The following is a 22502-nucleotide window of genomic DNA, read 5'->3' as shown; positions in this document are numbered from 1 at the left end:
GGGGGCGTTCAGGCGGCCAGCGCCGCCTCGCTCCAGCGCCGGACCTCGTCGTCGATCGCCAGCGCCTCGGCGACGTCGGCCGGGGCGGCGCGGAACCGGGCCGCGAAGGTCTCGCAGGCCCGCTCGACGAGGTCGGCGATGTCGTAGAAGCCGATCCGCCCGGCGATGAAGGCCGCCACCGCGATCTCGTTGGCGGCGTTCATCACGGTGGGCTGGGCGCCGCCCGCGGCGAGCGCGGCCCTGGCGATGCGCAGGCAGGGGAAGCGCTCCTCGTCCGGGCGCTCGAAGGTCAGGCTGCCGGTCGCCGCGAGGTCGAGGGGGCGCCCGCGCGCCACGCTCAGGCGCTCGCCGAGGCCCAGGCAATGGGCGATCGGCACCCGCATGTCGGGCATGGCGAGCCCGGCCGTCACCGCCCCGTCCCGCCAGGTCACGAGGCCGTGGATGATCGATTGCGGGTGCACCACCACGTCGAGGCGCTCCGCCTCGATCGAGAAGAGGTGGTGGGCCTCGATCAGCTCCAGGCCCTTGTTCATCAGGGTCGCGGAATCGATGTTGATCTTCATCCCCATCGACCAGGTCGGGTGGGCGGCGGCCTCCGCGGCGGTCGCCGCGCCGATGCGCTGGCGCTCCGCCGTGCGGAACGGCCCGCCCGACGCCGTGATGGTCATGCGGGTGATGTCCGCGACCTTGCCGTCGCCGATCGCCTGCGCGAGGGCGTTGTGCTCGGAATCCATCGGCAGGATGCGGGCGCCGTGGCGCTCCGCGTCGCGCATGAAGGCGTCGCCCGCGCAGACGAGGCTCTCCTTGTTGGCGAGCGCCACCGTGCGCCCGAGCCGGATCGCCGCGTGGGTGGGGGAGAGCCCGGCCGCGCCGCTCACCGCCGCCACCACGAGGTCGGCCTCCCGGCTCGCGGCCTCGATGACCGCCTCCGGCCCCGCCCCGCAGGCGATGCCGCTGCCGCCGAGCGCGTCGCGCAGGGCCGGCCCGCCCTCGGGATCGGCCAGCGCCGCGAACGAGGCGCCGAGGTCGCGGGCGACGCGCGCCAGCGCCGCGGCGTCCCTCCCCCCCGCCACGGCGGCGACGCGGAAGCGGTCGCGGTGCTGGTCGAGGAGGTCGGCAGTGGAGCGGCCGATGGAGCCGGTCGCCCCGAGCACGGTGACGGTGCACGTCAAGGTCGAAGATCCTCGTTGGTCCGCCCGGAACGGCGAGGGGAAGGCCGCGGTCCGGCGGATCGGCCCACCCATATCCAACCGCGGGGGCGATCGGCAATCCGTTCGCTTTCGCACCGCCCGGCCGCGGCGCAGCCCCCGCCGCGGCCACCGAAGCCTCTCCGGCCAAGGTTGGCCTGGATGAGAGGATCGATCCGGGGACCGTCCGACCGTCCGCCAGGACGCCGCGTCGCCCTGGGTCATCTGCCCTAGAATTCGTCTCATCCGAAGATCATTCACACCCCCTTAATCATTTCCATCATTCATCATGACGCTACGTGAATGGGGGCATCGGACGTGACGATTGGAATTCGCGCTCGCCTTTATGTCGGGTTCGGCCTGCTGGTGCTCCTCGCCGGCGGGATCGGCGGCTTCTCGATGCAGCGGCAGGCGGCGATCCTGGCGCAGTACGAGGCGCGCCAGAGCCTCGAGACGCGGGCCCGCAAGGTCTTCGACGCCAACGCGATCGCCGCGCGCCTCGCGGGCCAGGCCGAAGCCTACCGCCTGATGCCGAGCCCCGAGACCCTTGTGCAGGTCGAGGAGGGCCGCCGCACCCTGGAGCGAATGGGCCAGGAGATGATCGACGAGTCGCCCTCGGAGGAGCGGCGCCAAATCTATCGCCGGATCCGCGACGGCGCCCAGACCGCGAAGGCCGCCGTGGAGCGGCTCGGCGCGGCCGGCGCGGCGGTGCTGGCCGGGAAGGCCACGCTGTTCGGCGGGGGCGACGAGCTCACGCGGCGCACCGAGGCGCTCCTCACCGCCGTGAAGGCCGACGGCACGGCCCGGCAGGTGACGCAGGGCACGGCGGTCGGGAATGCCGTGCTGCTGACCCGGGTGGCGAACTGGCGCTTCCTCGCGACCCTCGACCCGAAGGGACCCGCCACCTTCCAGGCGAATGCCGACGCGGCGAATGCCGCGCTCGAAGGGCTGCGCCGCACCGATCCCGAGGGACAGTTCGCGGCGCCGATCGCGGCCGCCGCGCAGGCGCTCGACGCCTACACGGCCGCCTTCAAGGCCACGGCCGCGGCCCTCGCCGAGGTGCGGGCGGCCTTCGAGACCGGCATCGCGCCCGCGGTGGCGGCGATTTCCGAGGGCGCGGTCCAGGCCCAGGGCCGGATCGGCGCCGCCATCGAGGCCACCGGCGCGGAGACCGACGCGATGGTGCGCCGGGTGCGCCTCACCCAGGCGATCATGATCGCGCTCGCCGTCGTCCTGGGCGGGGTCCTGGCCGCCCTGATCGCCCGCAGCATCATCCGCCCCGTCGCCGGGATGACGGCGGCGATGCGGCGGCTGGCGGCGGGCGACACCGCCGTCGAGATCCCCGGACAGGGCACCGCCGACGAGATCGGGCAGATGGCGCAGGCCGTGGAGGTGTTCCGCCGCAATGCCCTCGATCGCATCGCCCTGGAGGCGGCGCAGGTCGAGGAGCAATCCGCCCGCCAGCGCCGTGCGGACCGCGTCGACGCGCTGGTCCGCGGTTTCCAGCAGCGCGTGGCCGGGGCCCTGGGGATCGTGTCCTCGGCGGCGACCGAGCTCGACGCCACCGCCCGCACCATGACGGGGGTGGCCGAGGGCACGAACGCCCAGGCCGCGGCGTCGAGCGCCGCCGCCGAGCAGACCGCGGCGAATGTCCGCATGGTGGCCGCCGCCGCCGAGGAGATGGTGTCCTCCCTCCAGGAGATCGAGCGGCAGGTGCTGCGCTCCAACGAGGTGGCGGCCGCGGCCGCCCGCGAGGCGCAGTCGAGCAACGCGGCGATGGACGCGCTCAGCGGGGCGGCCGAGCGGATCGGCGCGGCGGTGACGATGATCTCCTCGATCGCCGCGCAGACGAACCTGCTGGCGCTCAACGCCACGATCGAGGCGGCCCGCGCCGGCGAGGCGGGGCGCGGCTTCGCGGTCGTCGCCGCCGAGGTCAAGGAACTCGCCGGCCAGACCGGCCGGGCCACCGAGGAGATCGGCGCGCAGATCGCGGCGATCCAGGGGGCGACCCAGCAGGCTGTCGGGGCCATCCGGCAGATCGGCGACACCGTCGCGTCCATCAACGCGATCACCGGCAGCATCGCGACGACGGTGGTGGAGCAGACGGCCGCGACGAACGAGATCTCCCGCAACGCCGGGGAGGCGGCGCAAGGGACGCAGGACCTCTCCGCCCATGCCGGCCGGGTGCTGGCCTCCGCGGCGGAGACCGGCAACGCGGCCGCGCAGGTGCAGTCGGCCGCCGCCGAACTCGCCACGCAGTCGCTCACGGTGAAGCAGGAGGTGGACGGTTTCCTCGCCGAGATCCAGGCGGCGTGAGGCTCGGGCGGTGTCCGCTCAGCCGAGCGGCGCCGCCAGCATGATCCCGGCGAGGAGCGCCACGGCGAAGAAGCCGTCGAGCCGGTCCATGACGCCGCCGTGGCCGGGGATCAGGCGGCCGGAATCCTTGGCGCCGTAAGCCCGCTTGAGGGCGGATTCGGCGAGGTCGCCGCCCTGGCTCAGCACCGAGCCGAGGGCGGAGAGCAGCAGGGCGGGGGCGAGGGGCAGGCCCGCCCGCGCGCCGAGATGGCCGGCCCCGGCCGCGATGGCGCCTCCGACCAGGGTCGCCCCCGCGAGGCCGCCGCAGAAGCCCGACCACGTCTTCTTCGGGCTCACCGCCGGCCACAGCTTGGGGCCGCCGAGGGCGCGGCCGGTGAAATAGGCGGCGATGTCGGTGGTCCAGACCACCCCGAACAGCCAGAGCGGGCCGGCGACGCCGATGCGCGGATCGTCGCGCAGGAGCACCGGGACCAGCGCCACCACGGCGGCGCAGGCGAGGCTCAGGGGCGCCCACAGCCGGCCCGTCCGGGGCCGCGCCGCGAGGGCGAGGAGGCCCGCCCCGGCCGCGGCGCCGGCGAGGAGCCAGGGGCCGGGTGCCCCGAGCCGCATCCCGGCGACGAGGCCCGCGAGGACGAGCCCGCCCGCGGCGAGGAGGATCCGGCGGGGGCCGGTGCGGGTGATGGCGAGCCACTCGCCCACGATAGCGAGGCCGGCCGCCAGCCAGATCGCGGCGAAGAACCAGCCGCCGGTGAGCGTCGCGGCCAGCACCAGCAGGCCGAGCGCCACTCCCGACACCGTGCGCAGGCCGAGTTCGCTCGCCGGCCAGGGGACGCGGGCCGGATCCGCGCGCCCGGGCGGGGCGTCGCCGGAGGCGGCCATCAGCCGGCCTTCGCGCTGAGGCCGCCGAAGCGGCGCTCGCGGCCCTGATACTCGCCGATCGCCGCCGCGAAGGCGGCGTGGTCGAAATCCGGCCAGAGGTCGGGGAGGAACACGAATTCCGCGTAGGCGGTCTGCCAGGTGAGGAAGTTCGACACCCGCTGCTCGCCCGAGGTGCGGATCACGAGGTCCGGATCCGGGATCCCCCGCGTGTCGAGGGCGCCCGCCACCGCGTCGAGGTCGATGGCCTCCGGCGCGAGGCGCCCGGCCGCGACCTCGCGGGCGAGGTGCTGGACGGCCCGGACGATCTCCTGCCGGCCGCCGTAATTGAAGGCGACCACCAGGGTCAGCCGGGTGTTGCGGGCCGTGCGCTCCTCCGCCTCGCGCAGCAGGGCGGCGATGTCCTCCGGCAGGCCCTCCCGGGCGCCGATGATCCGCACCCGCACGCCGTTCGCGTGCAGGTCGGCGAGGTCGCGCCGCACGAAGAGCTTCAGCAGGCCCATCAGGTCGGCGACCTCGGCCGGCGGCCGGCGCCAGTTCTCCGAGGAGAAGCTGTAGACGGTCAGGTAGGCGATGCCGAGGTCGATCGCCGCGCGCACCGCCCGGCGCACCGCCTCGACGCCGCGGCGGTGGCCCTCGGCCCGGGGCAGGCCGCGGCGGGCGGCCCAGCGGCCGTTGCCGTCCATGATGATGGCGACGTGCGCGGGCACGTCGCGCCGGGGGGACGCGGCGGGGTCCGCGCCCGCGAGGAGTGCCGTCTTGCCGTCGCCCGCCATCCCCGCCCCAACCTGCCGCCCGGGCCGCCGCGGCCCGCGCGCCTCGCCGAAGATCCACGCCGGTCCCGGAGCGCAACCGCCCTGGGGCGGTACCGGGTCGTCCCAGCTCGCATTCTCTACGACGAATTGCGCTTCGCTTCGCCGGAAAATGCGCCTCAGACCTGCATGATCTCCTTCTCCTTGGTGGCCAGGGTCTGGTCGACCTCCGCGATGTGCTGGTCCGTGACCTTCTGCACCTGGTCCGCCTGGCGCTTCTCGTCATCCTGACTGATGGCGCCGTCCTTCTCCAGCTTCTTCAGCAGGTCGAGCCCGTCCCGGCGCACGTGCCGGACGGCGACGCGCGCCTCCTCGGCGTATTTGTGCGCGACCTTGACCATCTCCTTGCGGCGCTGCTCGTTCATCTCGGGGATGCGCAGCCGGATGGTCTGGCCCTCGGTCATCGGGTTGAGGCCGAGGTCGGATTCGCGGATCGCCTTCTCGACGGCCGCCACCATGCCGCGGTCCCACACGGCGACGCTGAGCAGCCGGGGCTCGGGCACGCTGATCGTCGCGACCTGGGTCATCGGCATCGCGGCGCCGTAGGCGTCGACCTGGATGGGGTCGAGCAGGCTGGGGCTCGCCCGCCCGGTGCGCAGGGAGCCGAGGTCGTGCTTGAGCGCGTTCACCGCACCCTGCATGCGGCGCTTGATGTCGGCGAGGTCGAAGGTGGGGGTGGCCATTCCTGCACTTCCCGGGACGGAGCCTGCGTCCGGGGCGCGGCGCCGCAGCGCCCGCCCCGCGTGCCGGCTTCAATGGACCAAAACCCGACCTGCCGCAAATGGCTCCGCGGTCGATCGTTTCAGGGCACCACGTGGGTCGCGCGCGCCCGCCCGGTCAGGATGTCGGTGACCGAACTCGGGGCGTGGACGGAGCCGACCACCAGGGAGAGCCGGCTCTCGCGGGCGAGCGCGAAGGCGGCGGTGTCCATCACCTTGAGGTCGCGGGCGATCGCCTCGTCGTGGGTGAGGCGGTCGTAGCGCTGCGCCTCCGGGTCGAGCTTCGGGTCGGCCGAGTAGACGCCGTCGACCTGGGTGGCCTTGAGCACCGCGTCGCATTTCAACTCGGCGGCGCGCAGCACCGCGGCGGTGTCGGTGGTGAAGTAGGGGTTGCCGGTGCCGCCCGCGAGCAGCACGACCTGCCCCTTGTCGAGGTGGTGGAGCGCGGGCTGGCGCGCGTAGGTCTCGCAGATCGTGGGCATCGACACCGCCGACATGGTGCGGGCGGTGACGCCCGCGGCGTTGAGCGCCGTCTCCAGGGCGAGGGAGTTCATCACGGTGGCGATCATGCCGAGCGAATCCCCGGTCGCCCGGTCGATCCAGCCCGCCGCCGAGACCCGGGCGCCCCGGATCACGTTGCCGCCGCCCACCACGAGGGCGACCTGGATGCCGGCCCGCAGCGTGCGCGCGATGTCCTCCGCGAGGCCGGCGAGCGTCGGCGGGTGCAGCCAGTAGCCGTCCGGGGCCTGCAGGGCCTCGCCGGAGAGTTTCACGAGGACGCGGCGAAACGGCGTCGTCTCCGACATGGGGCCTCCTGCGGGGAATCGGGTGCGGGCGGGTTCTACCCCGGCCCCCCGGGGCGCGTCGAGGCGGGATTGGCCCGACGCCGGAGAGGGCGGCCGGGAGCGTGAGGGCGGTCCGACGTCCACTTTCCCTTTTCCGGACGACTGAAACGCAGTGGAAGGAGATCCAGAAACCAGCGCAAGAAGTCGCGGAGCGACCGCTTGTCAGCACTCTGTCTGGAAAGCGGAGCCGCTTCGCAGCGAGTCCTTGCGCTGGTTCCCGGATCTCCTTCCGCTGGCGCTCCAGTCGTCCGGGAAAGAGGGGAGCCGTGGAGCCAGCATCCCGCGAGCTGCCTCACTCGCGCCCCAGCACCGCGAGCCAGCCCGGCACGTCGGCTCCGCGCTCGCGGCGGGTCGAGGCCGGCTCCAGCCGCAGCACCGCGAGGCCGGCGGCCGCGGCCTCCTCCCGCACCAGCGCCTCGGCATGGGCGTAGCGCCCGTCCTCGCCGAGCACCGCGCCGTCGCCCGCATGGGCCTGGAGCGTGAAGGCGAAGAGCCCGTCCGGCGCCAGCACCCGGCCGGCCTGCGCGAAGACCGGCCCGAGGTCGCGGACATACACGAAGACGTCCGCCGCGAGCACGAGGTCGGCGCTGGCCTCCGGCTGCCCGGCGAGGAAGCCGGTGAGGTCGCCCTCGTGCAGGGCGGCGTAGCGGCCGAGCTTCCGCGCCTCGGCGAGCATGCCGGGAGAGAGGTCGACGCCCTCGATCGTCCCCACGATGTCGTCGAGGGCGCGGGCGGCGAGGCCGGTGCCGCAGCCGAGGTCGAGGGCGTGCCGGAAGGGGAGGGGGTGGCCGCTCGCGATCAGCGCCGCGCGCAGCAGCGCCGGGGCGCGGTAGCCGAGCCCGTCCACGAGGTGGCGGTCGAAGCGGCCCGCATAGCCGTCGAACAGGGCTCGCACGTAGGCCGGCGAGAGATCCGCTCCGCCCGCCCCGGGCTCCAGCCGGGCGAGGCGCAGCCGCGCGCCCAGCGCGTCGTCGGGGTCCAGGTCGAGCGCCCGGGCGAAGGCGCGCCGGGCCTCCGCGCGGGACGCCGGATCCTCGGCGCCCAGGATCTCCCGGGCGCAGCCGAGCAGGAACCAGGCCGGGACATAGGCGGGCACCAGCGCCAGCACCTGCTCGGCGAGGTCGGCGGCCGCGGCGGCATCGCCCTCCGCGAGCGCGGCCTCGGCCCAGACGTAGCGGCGGTCGGCGAGGAGGTCGCCGGAGGAGCGGAGGGTCATGATCGGGCCGGACACGGGGCGGAGCGCGCCTATATACGGTGGCCCGCCGATCCCGGACCAGCATGGCGAAGAGCGACGACATCCTCACCCTCACCCGCGAGGGCCTCTACTGCCCGCTCGGCGACTTCCACGTCGATCCCGTCCGGCCCGTGCCCCGGGCGCTGATCACCCACGGCCACTCGGACCACGCCCGCTCCGGCCACGGCCGCGTCCTCGCCACGCCCGAGACCCTGCGCATCATGGCGGTGCGCTACGGCGAGGAGTTCTGCGGCGCCCGCCAGGAGGCGCGGCTCGGGGAGGAGATCCGCCTCGGCGAGGTCCGGGTGCGCTTCGTGCCCGCCGGCCACGTGCTCGGCTCCGCCCAGATCGTGATCGAGGCGCGCGGGCGGCGCATCGTCGTGTCGGGCGACTACAAGCGCGCCCGCGACCCGACCTGCCTGCCCTTCGAACTCGTGCCCTGCGACGTCTTCATCACCGAGGCGACCTTCGGCCTGCCGGTCTTCCGCCACCCGGAGGCGGCCGGCGAGGTCGGCCGGCTCCTCGATTCCGTGCGGCTCTTCCCCGAGCGCACGCACATCGTGGGCGCCTACAGCCTCGGCAAGGCGCAGCGCGTGATGGCCCTACTGCGCGAGGCCGGCTACGACGCGCCGATCCACCTGCACGGGGCGATGGAGAAGCTCACCGACCTCTACAAGCGCGAGGGCGTTCCCCTCGGCGAGACCCCGAAGGTGGCCGCCGCCGACCGGCCGAAGCTCGGCGGCGCGATCGTGCTCTGCCCGCCCTCGGCCATCCAGGACCTGTGGTCGCGCAAGTTCCCGGACCCGGTCACCGCCTTCGCGTCGGGCTGGATGCGGGTGCGGGCGCGGGCGCGCCAGAAGGGTGTGGAGCTGCCGCTCGTGATCTCCGACCATTCCGATTGGGACGACCTCTGCCGCACCATCGCGGAGACCGGGGCCGGCGAGGTCTGGGTCACCCACGGCCAGGAGGACGCGCTGGTCCACTGGTGCGCGACCCGCGGGATCGCCGCCCGGCCCCTGCACATGCTGGGCTACGGCGACGAGGGCGAGGCCGAGGCCCTCCCGGACGAGGCACAGCCGGCCCCGGAGAGCGCCGCGTGAACGCCTTCGCCCACCTTCTCGACCGGCTCGGCTACGAGCCCCGCCGGAACGCCAAGCTGCGGCTGCTGCAGGACTTCTTCGCCCACACGCCGGATCCCGAGCGCGGCTACGCGCTTGCCGCCATGACGGGGGCGCTGAGCTTCCGGGAGGCCAAGCCCAACCTGATCCGCGGCCTCGTGGAGGAGCGGGTCGATCCGGTGCTGTTCCGGATGTCCTACCATTATGTCGGCGACCTCGCCGAGACGACGGCCCTGATCTGGCCGGCGCCCGCGGCGGCGGAGCCCGGCGGCCTCGGCCACAACAACCCCCCGCCTCATGTGCCGACGCTCGGCGAGGTGGTCGAGGCGCTCGCCACCATCGGCAAGGGCGAATTGCCGGCCCGGATCGCCGCCTGGCTCGACGTCCTCGACGAGACCGGCCGCTGGGCGCTCATCAAGCTCATCACGGGCGAATTGCGGGTCGGCGTCTCGGCCCGCCTCGCCAAGACCGCGGTGGCGAGCCTCGGCGGGGTGAAGGCGGACGCCGTCGAGGAGGTCTGGCACGGGCTGAAAGCCCCCTACCTGCCGCTCTTCGCCTGGGTGGAGGGAAGGGCGGAGCGCCCCGAGAGCCTCGACCCGGCTCCGTTCCGGCCGCCGATGCTCTCCCACCCGGTCGACGAGGAGACCGACTTCGCCAAGCTCGACCCGGCGGCCTTCAGCGCCGAGTGGAAGTGGGACGGGATCCGGGTGCAACTCGTGGGCGGGCGCGACCGGGCGGGCGCCCAGGTCGCCCGGATCTACTCGCGCACGGGCGAGGACATCTCCGGCGCCTTCCCGGATCTCGCCGAAGTGGTGGGCTTCACCGGCGCCCTCGACGGCGAACTCCTGATCCTGCGCGAGGGCCGGGTCCAGAGCTTCAACGTGCTGCAGCAGCGCCTGAACCGGAAGGCGGTGACGGGCAAGCTCCTGCAGGACTTCCCCGCCCATGTGCGCGCCTACGACCTCCTCGGCCTCGACGGCGAGGACCTGCGCCCGCTGCCCTTCGCCGAGCGGCGCGCCCGGCTCGAAGCCTTCGTGGCCGGGCTCGACCACGCCCGGATCGACCTCTCGCCCCTCGTTCCCTTCGCCGATTGGGAGGACCTCACCGCGATCCGGGCCGACCCGGCCCGGGCCGGGGCCGGCGCGGATGCCGAGGCGATCGAGGGCGTGATGCTCAAGCGCCGCGACAGCCTCTACCTGCCCGGCCGCCCCAAGGGACCGTGGTGGAAGTGGAAGCGCGAGCCCTACCGGGTTGACGCGGTGATGATGTACGCCCAGCGCGGGCACGGGAAGCGCTCCTCCTTCTACTCCGACTACACGTTCGGGGTCTGGCGGGAGGCGCCGGAGGGCGGCGACGAGCTGGTGCCGGTGGGCAAGGCCTATCACGGCTTCACCGACGAGGAGCTGGCGAAGCTCGATCGCTACGTCCGCAACAACACCGTGAAGCGCTTCGGCCCGGTGCGCGAGGTAGAGTATGGTTTCACCAAGGGGCTGGTGCTGGAGATCGCCTTCGAGGGGATCCAGCGCTCGACCCGGCACAAATCGGGCGTGGCGATGCGCTTCCCGAGGGTCAGCCGGATCCGCTGGGACAAGCCGCCCGCCGAGGCGGACCGGATCGAGGCGCTGGAGCGGATCCTGGAGCGGGGCGAGCGCGAGGTGATGCCGGGGCGGGAGGTGGCGCGATGAGACGGATCGAGACGATCGCGGAGGGTGCGGTGACCCGTCAGGTCCTCGGGCGGTTGAGCGTGACGACCGGCGGCCAGGGCTTCACCGAGATCACCCCCGACGTGACGGGCTTCGTGCAGGACAGCGGGATCAGCCATGGGCTGCTGATCCTGTTCTGCCGCCACACCTCGGCCTCGCTGACGATCCAGGAGAACGCCGATCCGGACGTGCGCATCGACCTGCTCACCGCCCTCGACCGGCTGGCGCCCCGGCACGGCGCGGCCCTGCCCGATCCCGAATTGCCCGACCGCGCGCAGGGCCGGATGTTCTACCTGCACCGGGACGAGGGCCCGGACGACATGCCCGGCCACATCCGCACGATGCTGACCGATACCGGCCTCACGGTGCCGGTGGTCGACCGGCGCCTCGGGCTCGGCACCTGGCAGGGCATCTACCTGATCGAGCACCGGGACCAGCAGCACCGGCGGGAGGTTCTGCTCCACCTCTCGGGCGCGTGAGCGGGCCGGAACCCTCGCGCATCCCCGTGGTTCTGGCGCCATGCTGCAGCACCTCCTCGGCGACCTGTCCGGCCTCATCGCCCAGCACGGGCTGTGGATCGTCGCGCTGGTGGTCGGCCTCGAGAGCATGGGGCTGCCGCTCCCCGGCGAGACCCTCCTCGTCACGGCGGCGGTCTACGCGGGAGCGACCGGCGCCTTCGGGCTGACGGAGATCGTCCTGGCGGCGTCCTGCGGGGCGATCCTCGGCGATACCGGCGGCTTCTGGATCGGCCGGCGCCTCGGCCAGCCCCTGCTGATCCGCTACGGCCCGCGCGTCGGGCTCACGCATGGCCGCATCAAGCTCGGTCAGTACCTGTTCCTGCGCCGCGGCGGGACGGTGGTGTTCTTCGGCCGCTTCGTGGCGGTCCTGCGCGTGCTCGCGGCGCTGCTCGCGGGCGCGACCGGGATGCCCTGGCCGCGCTTCCTCGTGTTCAACGCGGCGGGCGGAATCCTGTGGGCGAGCGTGTTCGGGGTCGGCGGCTACGTGTTCGGGACGCGGATCGAGGCGGTGAGCGGGCCCGTCGGGCTCGCGCTGCTCGCGGCCGCGATCGGCCTCGGCCTCTGGCTCGTCGTCACCGTCCGGCGCAACGAGGCGCAGTTGCTGCGCGAGGCCGAGCGGGCGCTGCCGGGACCGGTCACGCCGCGCTGACGGCCCGCGCCGGCGGTGGGCGGCTCAGGCCGCGCGCATGGCCGTGAGGAAGCACTCTATCTCGCGCCCGAGATCCGCGGCCTGGGCGTCCAGGGTCCCGGCGAGCCCCGCCACCGATCCGGCTGCGGCGAGCGCCTCGCCCGCCACGGCCTCGGTCGTCCGGATCGCCTCGGCACCGGCGCGCGCCTGCCCGGCGACCTCCCCGGCGCTGCGGGCGATCGCCGCCACCGCACCGGTCTGCTGGCCGACGATCGTGCTCACCGCGCCCACTGTGCGGGCGACATCCTCCACCGTGCCCTGCACCCGCTCCAGCGCCCCGAGGGCGCCCTGCGCCTCGTCGCGCACGCCCGCGACCTGCCGCTCGATCTCCTCGGTGGCGCGGGCGGTGCGCTCGGCGAGGGCCTTCACCTCGCCCGCCACGACGGCGAAGCCGCGACCGGCCTCGCCGGCCCGGGCCGCCTCGATCGTCGCGTTGAGCGCCAGCAGGTTCGTCTGGGCCGCGACGCCGCGGATCATCCCCGCCACCGCGCCGATCGTCGCCGTCGCGCTCGCGAGCGCCGCCATCCGTCCGGCCGCCGCCTCGACCTCGGCGACCGCGCGGGACGAGACCGCCTCGCCGGCGCTGGTGCGGGCCGCGACCTCCGCGAGCGAGGCGTCGAGTTCCTCGGCGGCGCTCGCCACGGTCGCGACGCTGTCGGAGGTGTGGCGCGAGGCCCGGCCGGCGATCCCGGCCTCCTGCGTCACCGTGTTGGCCGAGCGCTCGAGGGTGCGCGAGGCCCCCGCGAGGTCGCGCGCGGCGGCGTCGACCGCCCCGAGCGCCTGCCGGACGGGGGCGTCGAAGGACGCGATCGCCGCGTGGATCGCCTCCGCCCGCCGGGCCGCCTCGGCGGTGCTCCGCTCGCGCTCGCCCGCGAGGGCCTCGCGCTCTTGGGCGTTCCGGCGGAAGACCTCGACCGTGCGGGCCATGGCGCCGATCTCGTCCCGCGCCGCGACGCGCGGAATCGTCACGCCGGTATCGCCCCGCGCCAGGGCCTCCATCGCGGCCTGGAGCGCGGCGAGCGGCCGGGCGATCGAACGGCCGACGAGAAGCGTCAGCGTCAGTCCGACCGCCAGGGCGCCGGCCATCACCCACAGGATCAGGGCGAAGCTGCGCCCCTGCGAGGCGATCAGCCGTTCTCCCGCCGCCTCGACCCCGGCCCGGGCCTTGGCGAGGAGCCCGTCCAGGATCGGCCCCAGCAGATCGAACTGTCCCATCAGGTGCTCGCCGGCCAGCACCGCCTGCCGCTCCTGGGCGAGCCAGGCCGCGAAGGCCTCGCGATAGGCCCCGGCCGCGGCCGTGAGGTCGGACCGCGCGGCCTCGTCGTCGAGGCGGCCGAGCACCCGGGAGAAGCGCCCGCTCTCGACCTCGAAGGCACCGACGGCGCTGTCGTCGCTCGCGTTGTGGCGGACCAGCGCCTCGTCGCGCAGCATCCCGAGGGTGGCGGCCCACAGGCGCAGCGGCTCGGGCGCGCCCTCCAGCGCCAGGGGCTTCACCGCCTCCTCGAGGGCCGTCCCGGCCCGGCTCAGCGTGCCGCGCGCCCCCTCCTCGTCGGTCTCGCCGAGGGCGCGGTAGCGTGCCGCCAGGGCCTCGCCCTCGGCGATCAGGGCCCGCACCCGCCCGTCCAGGGCGGCGATCTCGTCGGCACCAGCCGCGGCGTCCCCGGCCTCGGCGAGCGCCCGGTGTGCCTCGGCCAGGGCGGCGCCGGCCGCATCGTACTGCTTGGCCTGATGCGGCAGACGGCCGCTGATCCAGTCGCGCGCGGCGACCCTGAGGGCGTCGACGGCTGCCCGAACCTGCACCGCCCGGTCCCCGAACGCCGCGAAACGCTGCTGGCCGGCGAGCGTCCGCTCCACCTCCGTGCGCCCTGCTGCCGACATCGCACCGACGGCCGCGAAGCCCAGAACCAACACCGCACTGATCAGCGCCACGCGCATGCGCACCGACGGCGACATCAAACTCTTGCGTAATGACCGCATCTCAGCGCCCGATCGACATGCCGGCGTATTTTGCCGCGCAGGTCTTAATGATCCGCAGCCACGACGCGTCGATTTTCGTTTTGGCGGGGCGAGTGATCGCCATATGGGCATTCTGGCGAGAATCCGGACAGGTCCGGCCCTGAATTACGCTGGGGAAGATGGTGGCGGCCGGCGTCACTGGCGCGATGACGATGCGGCCCGTGCGCCATCGTGTGCCCGCGTCGCGAAAACGGCTGTCAATTCCGCATGCAACCGAAATTGTCGCCGGCGCCGCGACGTCCTAAGGTCGTCTCACAGAACGGCCGCCTGAAACCGGGGCCGACCCCGTGGCGGGGGCGGGAGGCACCGCTTGAGTTCCCAGACCACCATCGTCGTCGCCGACGATCATCCGCTCTTCCGGGGCGCGTTGCGCGGCGCGGTCGGGACGATCCTGCCGGCGGCCCGCATCGTCGAGGCGAGCGGGCTCGAGGCCCTGACGGCGCTCCTCGACCGCGACGACGACGTCGACCTCGTGCTCCTCGACCTCACCATGCCGGGGGTGCAGGGCTTCTCGGGGCTGATCTACCTGCGCGCGCAGCACCCGGCGATCCCGGTGGTGATCGTCTCGGCCACCGAGGATCCGGTGGTGATCCGCCGCGCGCTGGATTTCGGCGCCGCGGGATTCATCCCGAAATCCCTCGATATCGACGCGATCGGCGGGGCCATCCGGCAGGTGCTGGCCGGCGGCAGCTGGGTCCCGCCCGACATCGCGCTCTCCGCCTCCGAGGACAAGGAGACCGCCGCGCTGATGCGCCGCCTCGCGACGCTGACGCCCCAGCAGGTGCGCGTGCTGATGATGCTGTCCGAGGGGCTGCTCAACAAGCAGATCGCCTACGAGCTCTCGGTCTCCGAGGCCACCGTGAAGGCCCACGTCTCGGCGATCCTGCAGAAGCTCGGCGTCGAGAGCCGCACCCAGGCGGTGATCGCCTCCTCGCGCATCGGCGCCACGCTCAAGCCCCCGGCCGGCGTGACCTGACCCTCGCGAAGGGTCTGGCCGGAACGATCGGCGCCTCGCCCCCGTTGTCCGCCCATTCCCAAGATGGAGGCGAAGCCATGAGATCTCTCGCCTGGGCTGCTGCGGCCGTCGCCGTGTTCGGAACGGCCCAGATCGGCACCGCACAGGCCTACGAGTGGGGTGGGGGCAGCTGCGTCGGCTACGGCTGCGTGCGCGCGCTGCACGACGACGACGATGGCGACCGCGTGGTCGTCCGGCGCCGGATCATCGAGGAGCGCCCGAGCATCCGCATCGAGGAGCGCCGGATCGAGCGTCGCCCGCACGATTGGGACGACGACGAGGATTGATCCTCTCTGCGCCGTCTGGCCCGACGACGATGCGGCCGGATCCTCGGGGATCCGGCCGCATCGTCGTCCGCGCGCGGTCGCTCAGTAGAAGTAGCGGGCGTGGCGCCAGCCGCGGTGGCCCCAGCCGTAATGCCGCCAATGGTGGCGGTGCCAGCCGTAGTGGCGGTGCCAGTACGGGCGGTGATAATAGCCGTAGCGGCGCCAATGGTGACGGTGCCAGCCGTAGCGCGCGGGCACGAACGCGACCCGGCGATAGGCGTAGGGCCGGTGCCAGCCGTAGTGGCGCCAGTGCGGACGGCCGTACCAGCCGACGCGGCGCCCGTGCCAGCCGCGGTGACCCCAGCCGTGGTGCCAGCCCGTCCAGGCGGTCGGCGGGGCGGCCGCGGTCGCGGGCGCGCTCTCCGCGACGGCGGGAGCCGGCCGCGCGGCGACGCCGAGGCCGCAGACCAGCATCAGTGCCAGGAATAGACGTTGAAGACGCATCGAGGCCTCCGAGTGTGAGTGGCCAGGAACCACGCTCGCCCTGGTTTGTTCCGGGGCCCCGATCCGGGGTCCCGTCACGGTCGACCCATGATCCGCCAGCCGGCGCGCGGCACCAGGCTTCGCGGCGGAGCGGTGCGCTCCACCGCGAGGCGCGGGCCTGTCGGCGCCGGGACCGGCTCAGTCGCAGCCTTCCTTGTGGACGGTCTTGGACTCGCCGAGGTCGTTCTCCTTGTGGACGGTCTTCGAGCCGCAGCCGAGGCCGTCCGAGGACCGGGTCACGGTCTTCTTCTCGACGGTGCCGGTGGTGCCGCGATCGACGACCGCGCCGTCGCGGTGGATCACGGTCGTCTCCTCGGCGAGCGCCGCCGTCGAGGCCCCGGCGAATGCCGCGCAGAGCGTCAGAGCCATCAGTGTCGTCCGCATCTTTTGATCTCCTCCAAAACAACCGGCTCCTAAACGCCAACCACAACGACCAGTTCCACACCGTAGATCGCCAGTGTCAACGATCATATTGCGCACAAAATATCGATGATGCGCCGGAAAAGACGGGGAGGAGGTGAACCTCGCGATCGCTATGCTGTCGGAAGGATGATCTGTTCGCGGCGGGGGCGCCGGCCGGCGCGGCTCTCCCGACCATAAGAATTTTCAAAGAAGGGCGGGAACGGTTTTCGGGAGGTCGGCATTCCTGCGCATCAGCTTGGCCGACCTCATGCCTGGAGCAGAGCCGCGTGCGTCCCGACCTCCTCGGCCCCCTCTCCGATCCGCATCGCGCCGACGCCGCCCCGGCCGTCGTGATCGGGCTGGCGCCGGACGGCCTCCTCGACGGGCGGCCCGATCTGCCGCCCTTCCTGCGCGAGCACCTCGGCCGGCATCTGCGCGCCTGCTACGCCGCCCTCCTCGCCGAACCGCAGCCCACGCCGCTCATCGCCCTGCTCGACCGGCTCGACGCGGCGCTCGAGACGGCCCGGCCGGCCTTCTCGTTCCGCGACGAGCTCTTGGCGGCGCTGCCCTGCCTGCGGGCCTTCGCCCTGTCGCTCACCGCGACCGTCCCCCAGGCCGACGACCTCGTGCAGGAGACGCTGCTGCGGGCGTGGCAGAACCAGCACCGGTTCGAGCCGGGCACCAACCTCAAGGCGTGGCTCTTCACCATCCTGCGCAACCAGTTCTACACGGCGGCCCGCAAGCGGCGCCGGGAGGTGGAGGACGCGGATGGCGAGCAGGCGGGGCGCATGGTGGCCCTGCCGGACCAGGAGGATGGGATCGTCCTGCGGGAGGTCTGGGAGCAGGTCGGGCGGCTGCCGCCCCTGCAGCGGGAGGCGCTGCTCCTCGTCGCCGTGCAGGGCCTGACCTACGAGGCCGCCGCCCGCCTGATGGATTGCCAGGTCGGGACCGTGAAGAGCCGCGTCAGCCGCGCCCGCACCGCGCTGGCCGAGGCCCTGGGCGCCGGGGCCGGCCTGTTCGGGGACGCCGCTACAGCCGCGCCGTCAGCGTCGCGAGCACCGTGAAGGGCGCGCCCGGCAGGTTGTTGTACTGGTTGTAGGGCTGCTCGATGTAGCGCGCGTTCGTCAGGTTGCGCATGTTCAGCGATAACCGGTAATGCGCGTCGACATCGTAGTAGATCGCCGCGTCGACGCGCGTATAGGCACCCACCTTGTAGCTGTTGAGGAGGTCGCCCGTGCGCTGGCCCACGTGGGTGAGGCCGGCGCCGAGGCCCAGCCCGCGCAAGGGCCCCTCCTGGACCTCGTAGGTGGTCCAGACGCTGGCGCTGAAGGCCGGCACGCCCACGAGCTTGGCGCCGACCGCGTAGGTGGTGTCGCGGGTGACCCGCGCGTCGAGGTAGCCGATCCCGCCGATGATCCGCCAGCCCGGCAGGATCGTGCCGGCGAGGTCCGCCTCGACTCCGTCGGAGCGCTGCTGCCCGGTGATCACCTTGTAGTTGATGTTGATCGGGTCATCGGCCGCCACGTTGTTGCGGGTGATCCGGAAGGCGGCGGCGCTGAGGCTGAGGTCCGGGGTGATGTCGTAGCGGGCGCCGGCCTCGACCTGCTCGCCGGTCTCGGGCGGCGGGTTCACGGCGCCCAGCACGTTGGCGGTCTGCGGCTTGAAGGAGGTCGCGTAGCTCGCGTAGAGCGTGAGCGGATCGACCGGTCTGTAGACGAGCCCGACCCGCGGCGAGGTCCCGGAGAGTTCCTGGTCCGGCGGGATGCTGCGCGAGGACGGGGTGCGGTTGAAGTAGAACTGGCTGCCGGTGTCGTAGCGCAGCCCCGCCAGGAGCTGGAACCCGTAGCCGAGGTCGATCTGGTCCTGCGCGTAGAGGCCGGTCAGCGCGTTCTTCTGCCTTAGGTCGCCCTGGAGCTGATTGGCCGGGCCGGGCACCGCCCCGAAGGTCGGGTTGAAGAAGCTGACCGAGGCGATATTGCCCTGGGTCGTCAGGGTGTGCCGGTAGCCGTCCGTGTACTCGATGCCGACGAGGGCCGTGTGGCGCAGGCCGAACGCCTCGAACTTCGCCACCACCTCGGTCTGGCTGTCGACGGAGGCGTAGGAGGAGAGGCCGACATTGTCCCGGCGCTGCACCACGGTCTGCGTCCGGTTCAGCCCGGTGGCGCGGACCGCGAACTGGTCGAACCCGCCCCCCTGCGCGCTCAGCACCTCGCGCAGCATCAGGTGCTCGTTGACGTCGTGCTCGACCTTCAGGAGGCCGAAATTGGCCGTGCCGTTGTAGCGGGAATTCGGCTCGCCGTAGAACCGCGAGATGTTGTCCAGCGGCACGCGCCCGTACCGGGCGATCAGGCCCTCGTCGTACTGGTTGTCCGTCCGGGTGAACTCGCCCAGGAAGGTGACCCGCGTGTCCGGGCCCGGGTTCCAGGTGAAAGACGGGGCGACGAAGAAGCGGGAATTCTCCCGGTCGCCGAAGTTGCGGAAGGTCGGGTCGCCCTGCGCCGCGAAGCTCAGGCGGCCGGCCAGCCCCTCGACGGTGGGGATCGCCGAGGAGACCGTGCCCTGCACCCGCCGGAAGCCGAAGCTGCCGCCCTGCACGCTCGCTTCCGCGCTGGGCTCCAGGGTCGGCCGCCGGGTGACGAGGTTGATGAGGCCCCCGGGCTCACCCCGCCCGTAGAGCACCGAGGCGGGCCCTTTGAGCACCTCGACCCGCTCGATGTCGGCGAGGTCGCGCTCGACCGTGTAGAAGTTGCTGGCCTGGTTCAGCAGCACCCCGTCGATCGCGTAGGTCTGGGTGTTGAAGCCGCGGATGTTGTAGGTCTCGCTGCGGCCCTGGATGGTGCCGGCCGGCTGCACGTTGCTGACGTTGAACAGCGCGTCCGTGAGCCGCGTGTCCTGACGGTCGACCAGCACCTCGCGGGGAATGACGTTCACGGTCTGGGGCGTGTCGCGCAGGGGCGTGTCGGTCCGGGTCGCGGTGGCGCTGCGCTGCGCCCGGTAGCCCGCGACGGGACCGTCCGCGCGCTCGCCCCGCGCGCCCGCGACGTCGATCGTGTCGAGGGCGATGGTGTCCGAAGCCTCCTGGGCCGGGGCCGGCCCGGCCGTCAGGGTCGCCGCGGCGGCGAGGAGCGGGAGCAGCCCCGCACGGGGGCGGGTGACGGAACCTGGACGCAAGCGGGACCCCGATCTCTGACGCCGTGGGTGGGTCGGATGTCCGTCGCTAATCTGCCGTAGCGCACCGATCAACGCTCGATATCGTCACCGGACTGGAACCGTTCTGAGGTCGGCAGCATTTGCCAAGTGTGTTGCAAATCGGACGCGATCCCTGGGTCAGGTGCCGCCGCAAGTTTCGAATTGTCTTTAGACCAATTCGATTTCGTTCAGGCCTTTCGTTGCCCCGGCGGGCGTCCGGTCTCCGCGAGCCGCTTCCTGTCCAGGCGGACGCGCCGTTCACGCTCCCCGGACGTCCGTAGGGGCGGGGAGGGCGGTCCGGGGGATCCGGACCGCCCTCGCTCAGCGGCCGGTGCCGGAGCTGCGCGACGAGGCCGGGTCCTGGCCCGGCGCGTAGCCCGAGGCGCCGGTGGTGCCCTTGACGCTGCCGGTGGTCTTCATCTCGTGGCCGGGCGTGTAGCCGGAGGCGCCGGTGGTGCCCTTCGCGCTGCCGGATTCCTGCATCGTCTGGCCGGGCGGCTCGGTCCGCGGGTTCGTCGCGCCGGTCTGCGCGACGGCGGCGGTGCCCAGGAGGGCGAGGGCGCTGGCAGCGACGATGGCGCGCATCATGCGGTGTCTCCTTGGATGGACGAGCCGCCCCGGAGGGCGTGGCTCCCTCAACGGAGAGCCGCGGCGGTCCGTTCCGGGGACGCGGCCAGCATCCGGCGCCAGCGGCCCGGCGAGAGGCCGAAGGCGCGGGCGAACAGCCGCGTCATGTGGCTCTGGTCCGCGAAGCCGGCCTCCGCGGCGGCCTCCGCGAGCCCGGTCCCCGACCGGATCAGCACCCGGGCGCGGTCGAGGCGCCGGAGGGTCAGGTAGCGGTAGGGGCTCGTCCCGAAGCGGTGGCGGAACTGGCGGGCGACCGTGAAGCGGTCGAGCCCGGTCAGCGCCTCCAACTCCTCCGAGCGGACCGGGCAGGATCCCGCCGCGTCGAGGACCGCGCGGGCCGCCTCGATCCGGGCCGTGATCCCGGCCGGATCGCCGCGCCGCCGCGCCGAGGGATCCTGCGCCAGGAGGGCATCGGCGATCGCCGCCAGGACCCCGTCGGCCTCCAGCGGGTCGAGCGGCCGGTCGAGATCCGCGAGCAGCGGCACCAGGGCGGCCCGGAGCCGGGCGTCGTCGAGGACGGCCCGGCCGAGGAAGGGCAGGCCGCCGGCCCGCGTCCCGAGGGCGGCGCGGATGCGGTGGGGCGGCAGGTAGGCCATCCGGTAACGGAAGCCGGTCGCGGCGCCCGAGCGGCCGTTATGGACTTCGTCCGGGTGGATCACGATGAGGTTGCCGGTGAGGCTGTTCTGCTCCGCCCCGCGGTAGTCGAAGCGCTGCACGCCCGCGACCGTCAGGCCGAGCGCGTAGCAATCGTGCCGGTGCGGGTCGTAGGCGTGGCCGGTGAAGAAGGCCTCGATTCGCTCGATCCCGTCCGGGGCGGCGGCGGTGCGGATCCAGTCCGCCGGGCCAGGCCCGCACGATCGTTCAAGACGCCTCCCCGGGGCGGGGGCTAGGTCCTCGTCCATGCGCTACGACACCAAGATCGCCATCGCGGTCCGCGACGACCTCGCCTCCTGGCAGAAGCTCAACGTCACGGCCTTCCTGGCCGGCGGGCTCGTCGGGAGCCATCCGGACATCACCGGCGAACCCTACCGGGACGGCACGGGGGCGGTCTACGGGCCGCTGATCCGCCAGCCGATCCTGATCTTCACCGGGGGGGCCGAGGCCCTGACCCGCGCGCTGCGGCGGGCCCGCGAGCGGGACCTGCCCTGCGCCATCTACACCCACGACCTCTTCGCCACCGGCAACGACGCGGCCAATCGCGCCGCCGTGGCGCGGGTGCCCACGGAGGCCCTCGACCTCGTCGGTCTCGCGCTCCACGCCGACCGCAAGGCCGTCGACAAGGTGATGAAAGACTTGGCCCTGCATCCCTGACCGCGCGGTCGCGCGATATTTTGGGAAGGCGCTTAAACTCCCTTGCGTCATGAAGGCCTGGCGCTAGACTTGGCTGCATGCTGACCATGAGGCAGGCCGACGGCTTGGTGGCGAAGCACCTGCGGAATGGCGGGCGGGCGGCGCATTCCCGCGTGGTCGGATGCCTGATGCGGTCGCTGGCCGGCGGGTTCGACGGCGATCCCGACCTCTGGGACGTCGTCGGGCTCTGTCACGACCTCGACTACTACGTGACCGAGCACGACCGCACTCGGCACGGCCTCGTCACCGCCGCGTGGCTCTCCGGCGACCTGCCGGCCGAGGCGCTGCTGGCCATCGCGGCGCATGATCCCCGCACCGGCACGCGATGCCGGACGATGCTCGCCGACGCGCTGCGGCTGGCGGATTCCTTCGCGGTGGTCGATGCGGTGATGGGCCGCGCCGCGACGGTCGCCCTGGGCCGGTCGGGCGATCCCCTCGACCTCGCGACGCGGCTCGCCGCGCGCCCCTATCTGGTCGGGACGATCCTGCAGACCTCCAACCGGCACGGGGTGCCGGTCGCGGTTCTCGCGCAGGCCTGCGCGCAGGCGCCGCTCCAGGAATGACGGGGCGGATCGCGGTCGGGGGAAGCGTCGGGCTCTCGCCACAGATTCCCGATCGGCACAGGCACTCACCCCCCGCCCGCGTCGAACCGGGCGCGGGCGTCGCGGATCGCGGCGTGGCGGGTCTCGGCCCAGGCGACGAGGGCGGCGAGGGGCTCCAGCAGCGACTCGCCGAGGGGCGCGAGCGCGTAGGCCACGCTCGGCGGCTTCGTCGGGAAGACGGTCCGCGTCACGAAGCCGTCGCGCTCCAGGTCGCGCAGGGTCTGGGTCAGCATGCGCTTCGAGATATCCGGGACCGCCCGGGCGAGCGCGCTGAACCGCTGCGGCCCGCCCGCGAGCGCGATCAGGATCAGGCTCGACCACTTGTCCCCGACCCGGTCGAGCACGTCCCGCACCGGGCAGGAGGCGGGGTCGAGGGCGGCGTCCCGCCAGCTCGCGAAGGCCCGCGCGAGGTTGGCCCGGGCGCTCACGCGGTTCCCTCGCCGTCACCCTGTCCCATGAAAGTGCCTCCTTCCGCT

23 protein-coding genes are annotated in these 22502 nt (G+C 73.3%); 10 read left to right on the top strand and 13 right to left on the bottom strand.

What is annotated here, in order from left to right:
* Window positions 1–8: 8 nt before the first annotated feature.
* Window positions 9–1172 (bottom strand): 1-deoxy-D-xylulose-5-phosphate reductoisomerase, encoded by a 1164-nt coding sequence (gene dxr, locus ACW9J6_RS32445; protein ID WP_457120454.1) that lies wholly within the window; start codon window positions 1170–1172, stop codon window positions 9–11.
* A 333-nt stretch (window positions 1173–1505) separates the two neighbouring features.
* Between dxr and ACW9J6_RS32440 the strand changes: the two genes are divergently transcribed.
* Entirely contained in the window at window positions 1506–3503 is a 1998-nt protein-coding gene (locus ACW9J6_RS32440) for a methyl-accepting chemotaxis protein (RefSeq protein ID WP_457120453.1), read from the top strand.
* Between the two features lie 18 nt (window positions 3504–3521).
* Here the strand turns inward: ACW9J6_RS32440 and ACW9J6_RS32435 are convergent, their stop codons facing one another.
* The 5 genes from ACW9J6_RS32435 to ACW9J6_RS32415 all read right to left on the bottom strand — a co-directional run bounded on the left by ACW9J6_RS32435 (window position 3522) and on the right by ACW9J6_RS32415 (window position 7971).
* On the bottom strand, window positions 3522–4382 hold the full coding sequence (locus ACW9J6_RS32435) for a phosphatidate cytidylyltransferase (protein WP_457120452.1): 861 nt from the start codon (window positions 4380–4382) through the stop codon (window positions 3522–3524).
* Window positions 4382–5155: an isoprenyl transferase gene (locus ACW9J6_RS32430; protein ID WP_457120451.1), complete on the bottom strand. Its 774-nt coding sequence runs from the start codon at window positions 5153–5155 to the stop codon at window positions 4382–4384. Before ACW9J6_RS32430 ends, ACW9J6_RS32435 begins: the two co-directional genes overlap by 1 nt.
* 155 nt (window positions 5156–5310) lie before the next feature.
* On the bottom strand, window positions 5311–5874 hold the full coding sequence (frr, locus tag ACW9J6_RS32425) for a ribosome recycling factor (RefSeq protein ID WP_457120450.1): 564 nt from the start codon (window positions 5872–5874) through the stop codon (window positions 5311–5313).
* Between the two features lie 119 nt (window positions 5875–5993).
* Window positions 5994–6716, bottom strand: coding sequence for a UMP kinase (gene pyrH / locus ACW9J6_RS32420; protein ID WP_457120449.1), 723 nt, complete (start codon window positions 6714–6716; stop codon window positions 5994–5996).
* Between the two features lie 331 nt (window positions 6717–7047).
* Entirely contained in the window at window positions 7048–7971 is a 924-nt protein-coding gene (locus ACW9J6_RS32415) for a class I SAM-dependent DNA methyltransferase (protein WP_457120448.1), read from the bottom strand.
* Between the two features lie 62 nt (window positions 7972–8033).
* Between ACW9J6_RS32415 and ACW9J6_RS32410 the strand changes: the two genes are divergently transcribed.
* From ACW9J6_RS32410 to ACW9J6_RS32395, 4 genes are read left to right on the top strand one after another with little or no spacing between them, the layout of a single operon-like run.
* Window positions 8034–9089, top strand: a complete 1056-nt coding sequence (locus tag ACW9J6_RS32410) for a ligase-associated DNA damage response exonuclease (protein WP_457120447.1) — start codon at window positions 8034–8036, stop codon at window positions 9087–9089.
* Entirely contained in the window at window positions 9086–10792 is a 1707-nt protein-coding gene (locus ACW9J6_RS32405) for a cisplatin damage response ATP-dependent DNA ligase (RefSeq protein WP_457120446.1), read from the top strand. The genes ACW9J6_RS32410 and ACW9J6_RS32405 overlap by 4 nt, the downstream gene beginning before the upstream one ends.
* Entirely contained in the window at window positions 10789–11289 is a 501-nt protein-coding gene (locus tag ACW9J6_RS32400; RefSeq protein WP_457120445.1) for a secondary thiamine-phosphate synthase enzyme YjbQ, read from the top strand. The genes ACW9J6_RS32405 and ACW9J6_RS32400 overlap by 4 nt, the downstream gene beginning before the upstream one ends.
* Window positions 11290–11329: 40 nt before the next feature.
* Window positions 11330–11977: a DedA family protein gene (locus tag ACW9J6_RS32395; RefSeq protein ID WP_457120444.1), complete on the top strand. Its 648-nt coding sequence runs from the start codon at window positions 11330–11332 to the stop codon at window positions 11975–11977.
* 24 nt (window positions 11978–12001) lie between these two features.
* Here the strand turns inward: ACW9J6_RS32395 and ACW9J6_RS32390 are convergent, their stop codons facing one another.
* Window positions 12002–13969 carry a methyl-accepting chemotaxis protein gene (locus tag ACW9J6_RS32390; protein ID WP_457120443.1) on the bottom strand — a complete coding sequence of 656 codons (1968 nt, stop codon included), beginning with the start codon at window positions 13967–13969 and terminating at the stop codon, window positions 12002–12004.
* 373 nt (window positions 13970–14342) lie between these two features.
* Between ACW9J6_RS32390 and ACW9J6_RS32385 the strand changes: the two genes are divergently transcribed.
* Window positions 14343–15008, top strand: a complete 666-nt coding sequence (locus ACW9J6_RS32385) for a response regulator (RefSeq protein ID WP_457120442.1) — start codon at window positions 14343–14345, stop codon at window positions 15006–15008.
* 77 nt (window positions 15009–15085) lie between these two features.
* On the top strand, window positions 15086–15334 hold the full coding sequence (locus ACW9J6_RS32380) for a hypothetical protein (protein ID WP_457120441.1): 249 nt from the start codon (window positions 15086–15088) through the stop codon (window positions 15332–15334).
* Window positions 15335–15415: 81 nt separating this feature from the next.
* Here the strand turns inward: ACW9J6_RS32380 and ACW9J6_RS32375 are convergent, their stop codons facing one another.
* Window positions 15416–15817, bottom strand: a complete 402-nt coding sequence (locus ACW9J6_RS32375) for a VrrB protein (protein WP_457120440.1) — start codon at window positions 15815–15817, stop codon at window positions 15416–15418.
* Window positions 15818–15994: 177 nt separating this feature from the next.
* Window positions 15995–16240 carry a hypothetical protein gene (locus ACW9J6_RS32370; protein ID WP_457120439.1) on the bottom strand — a complete coding sequence of 82 codons (246 nt, stop codon included), beginning with the start codon at window positions 16238–16240 and terminating at the stop codon, window positions 15995–15997.
* A gap of 305 nt (window positions 16241–16545) precedes the next feature.
* Here ACW9J6_RS32370 and ACW9J6_RS32365 point away from each other — a divergent pair, with 305 nt between their 5' ends.
* Window positions 16546–17322: a sigma-70 family RNA polymerase sigma factor gene (locus ACW9J6_RS32365; RefSeq protein ID WP_457120438.1), complete on the top strand. Its 777-nt coding sequence runs from the start codon at window positions 16546–16548 to the stop codon at window positions 17320–17322.
* Here the strand turns inward: ACW9J6_RS32365 and ACW9J6_RS32360 are convergent.
* From ACW9J6_RS32360 to ACW9J6_RS32350, 3 genes are all read right to left on the bottom strand, one after another.
* On the bottom strand, window positions 17288–19429 hold the full coding sequence (locus ACW9J6_RS32360; protein ID WP_457120437.1) for a TonB-dependent siderophore receptor: 2142 nt from the start codon (window positions 19427–19429) through the stop codon (window positions 17288–17290). The two genes, ACW9J6_RS32365 and ACW9J6_RS32360, sit on opposite strands and share 35 nt — an antisense overlap.
* A gap of 339 nt (window positions 19430–19768) precedes the next feature.
* On the bottom strand, window positions 19769–20035 hold the full coding sequence (locus tag ACW9J6_RS32355; protein WP_457120436.1) for a hypothetical protein: 267 nt from the start codon (window positions 20033–20035) through the stop codon (window positions 19769–19771).
* A gap of 47 nt (window positions 20036–20082) precedes the next feature.
* Entirely contained in the window at window positions 20083–20976 is an 894-nt protein-coding gene (locus tag ACW9J6_RS32350; protein ID WP_457120435.1) for an AraC family transcriptional regulator, read from the bottom strand.
* Here ACW9J6_RS32350 and ACW9J6_RS32345 point away from each other — a divergent pair.
* Together ACW9J6_RS32345 and ACW9J6_RS32340 are read left to right on the top strand one after the other, a co-directional pair.
* Window positions 20975–21385 (top strand): DUF2000 family protein, encoded by a 411-nt coding sequence (locus tag ACW9J6_RS32345; protein WP_457120434.1) that lies wholly within the window; start codon window positions 20975–20977, stop codon window positions 21383–21385. The genes ACW9J6_RS32350 and ACW9J6_RS32345 overlap by 2 nt on opposite strands.
* Window positions 21386–21462: 77 nt before the next feature.
* Window positions 21463–21987: an HD domain-containing protein gene (locus ACW9J6_RS32340; RefSeq protein WP_457120433.1), complete on the top strand. Its 525-nt coding sequence runs from the start codon at window positions 21463–21465 to the stop codon at window positions 21985–21987.
* A 65-nt stretch (window positions 21988–22052) separates the two neighbouring features.
* Here the strand turns inward: ACW9J6_RS32340 and ACW9J6_RS32335 are convergent, their stop codons facing one another.
* Window positions 22053–22454: a winged helix-turn-helix transcriptional regulator gene (locus ACW9J6_RS32335; protein ID WP_457120432.1), complete on the bottom strand. Its 402-nt coding sequence runs from the start codon at window positions 22452–22454 to the stop codon at window positions 22053–22055.
* Between the last annotated feature and the right edge of the window lie 48 nt (window positions 22455–22502).

This window comes from Methylobacterium sp. JK268, from assembly GCF_054052225.1.
The sequence above is the reverse complement of the archived record's forward strand: the minus strand, read 5'-3'. Positions and strand labels throughout refer to the sequence as shown.

Bases quoted from the DNA above. Each gene is read 5' to 3' on its own strand.
- ACW9J6_RS32435 (WP_457120452.1), bottom strand. From the start codon at position 4,382: ATGGCCGCCTCCGGCGACGCCCCGCCCGGGCGCGCGGATCCGGCCCGC.
- ACW9J6_RS32430 (WP_457120451.1), bottom strand. From the start codon at position 5,155: ATGGCGGGCGACGGCAAGACGGCACTCCTCGCGGGCGCGGACCCCGCC.
- frr (WP_457120450.1), bottom strand. From the start codon at position 5,874: ATGGCCACCCCCACCTTCGACCTCGCCGACATCAAGCGCCGCATGCAG.
- pyrH (WP_457120449.1), bottom strand. From the start codon at position 6,716: ATGTCGGAGACGACGCCGTTTCGCCGCGTCCTCGTGAAACTCTCCGGC.
- ACW9J6_RS32415 (WP_457120448.1), bottom strand. From the start codon at position 7,971: ATGACCCTCCGCTCCTCCGGCGACCTCCTCGCCGACCGCCGCTACGTC.
- ACW9J6_RS32410 (WP_457120447.1), top strand. From the start codon at position 8,034: ATGGCGAAGAGCGACGACATCCTCACCCTCACCCGCGAGGGCCTCTAC.
- ACW9J6_RS32400 (WP_457120445.1), top strand. From the start codon at position 10,789: ATGAGACGGATCGAGACGATCGCGGAGGGTGCGGTGACCCGTCAGGTC.
- ACW9J6_RS32395 (WP_457120444.1), top strand. From the start codon at position 11,330: ATGCTGCAGCACCTCCTCGGCGACCTGTCCGGCCTCATCGCCCAGCAC.
- ACW9J6_RS32390 (WP_457120443.1), bottom strand. From the start codon at position 13,969: ATGTCGCCGTCGGTGCGCATGCGCGTGGCGCTGATCAGTGCGGTGTTG.
- ACW9J6_RS32380 (WP_457120441.1), top strand. From the start codon at position 15,086: ATGAGATCTCTCGCCTGGGCTGCTGCGGCCGTCGCCGTGTTCGGAACG.
- ACW9J6_RS32375 (WP_457120440.1), bottom strand. From the start codon at position 15,817: ATGCGTCTTCAACGTCTATTCCTGGCACTGATGCTGGTCTGCGGCCTC.
- ACW9J6_RS32370 (WP_457120439.1), bottom strand. From the start codon at position 16,240: ATGCGGACGACACTGATGGCTCTGACGCTCTGCGCGGCATTCGCCGGG.
- ACW9J6_RS32355 (WP_457120436.1), bottom strand. From the start codon at position 20,035: ATGATGCGCGCCATCGTCGCTGCCAGCGCCCTCGCCCTCCTGGGCACC.
- ACW9J6_RS32345 (WP_457120434.1), top strand. From the start codon at position 20,975: ATGCGCTACGACACCAAGATCGCCATCGCGGTCCGCGACGACCTCGCC.
- ACW9J6_RS32350 (WP_457120435.1), bottom strand. From the start codon at position 20,976: ATGGACGAGGACCTAGCCCCCGCCCCGGGGAGGCGTCTTGAACGATCG.
- ACW9J6_RS32340 (WP_457120433.1), top strand. From the start codon at position 21,463: ATGCTGACCATGAGGCAGGCCGACGGCTTGGTGGCGAAGCACCTGCGG.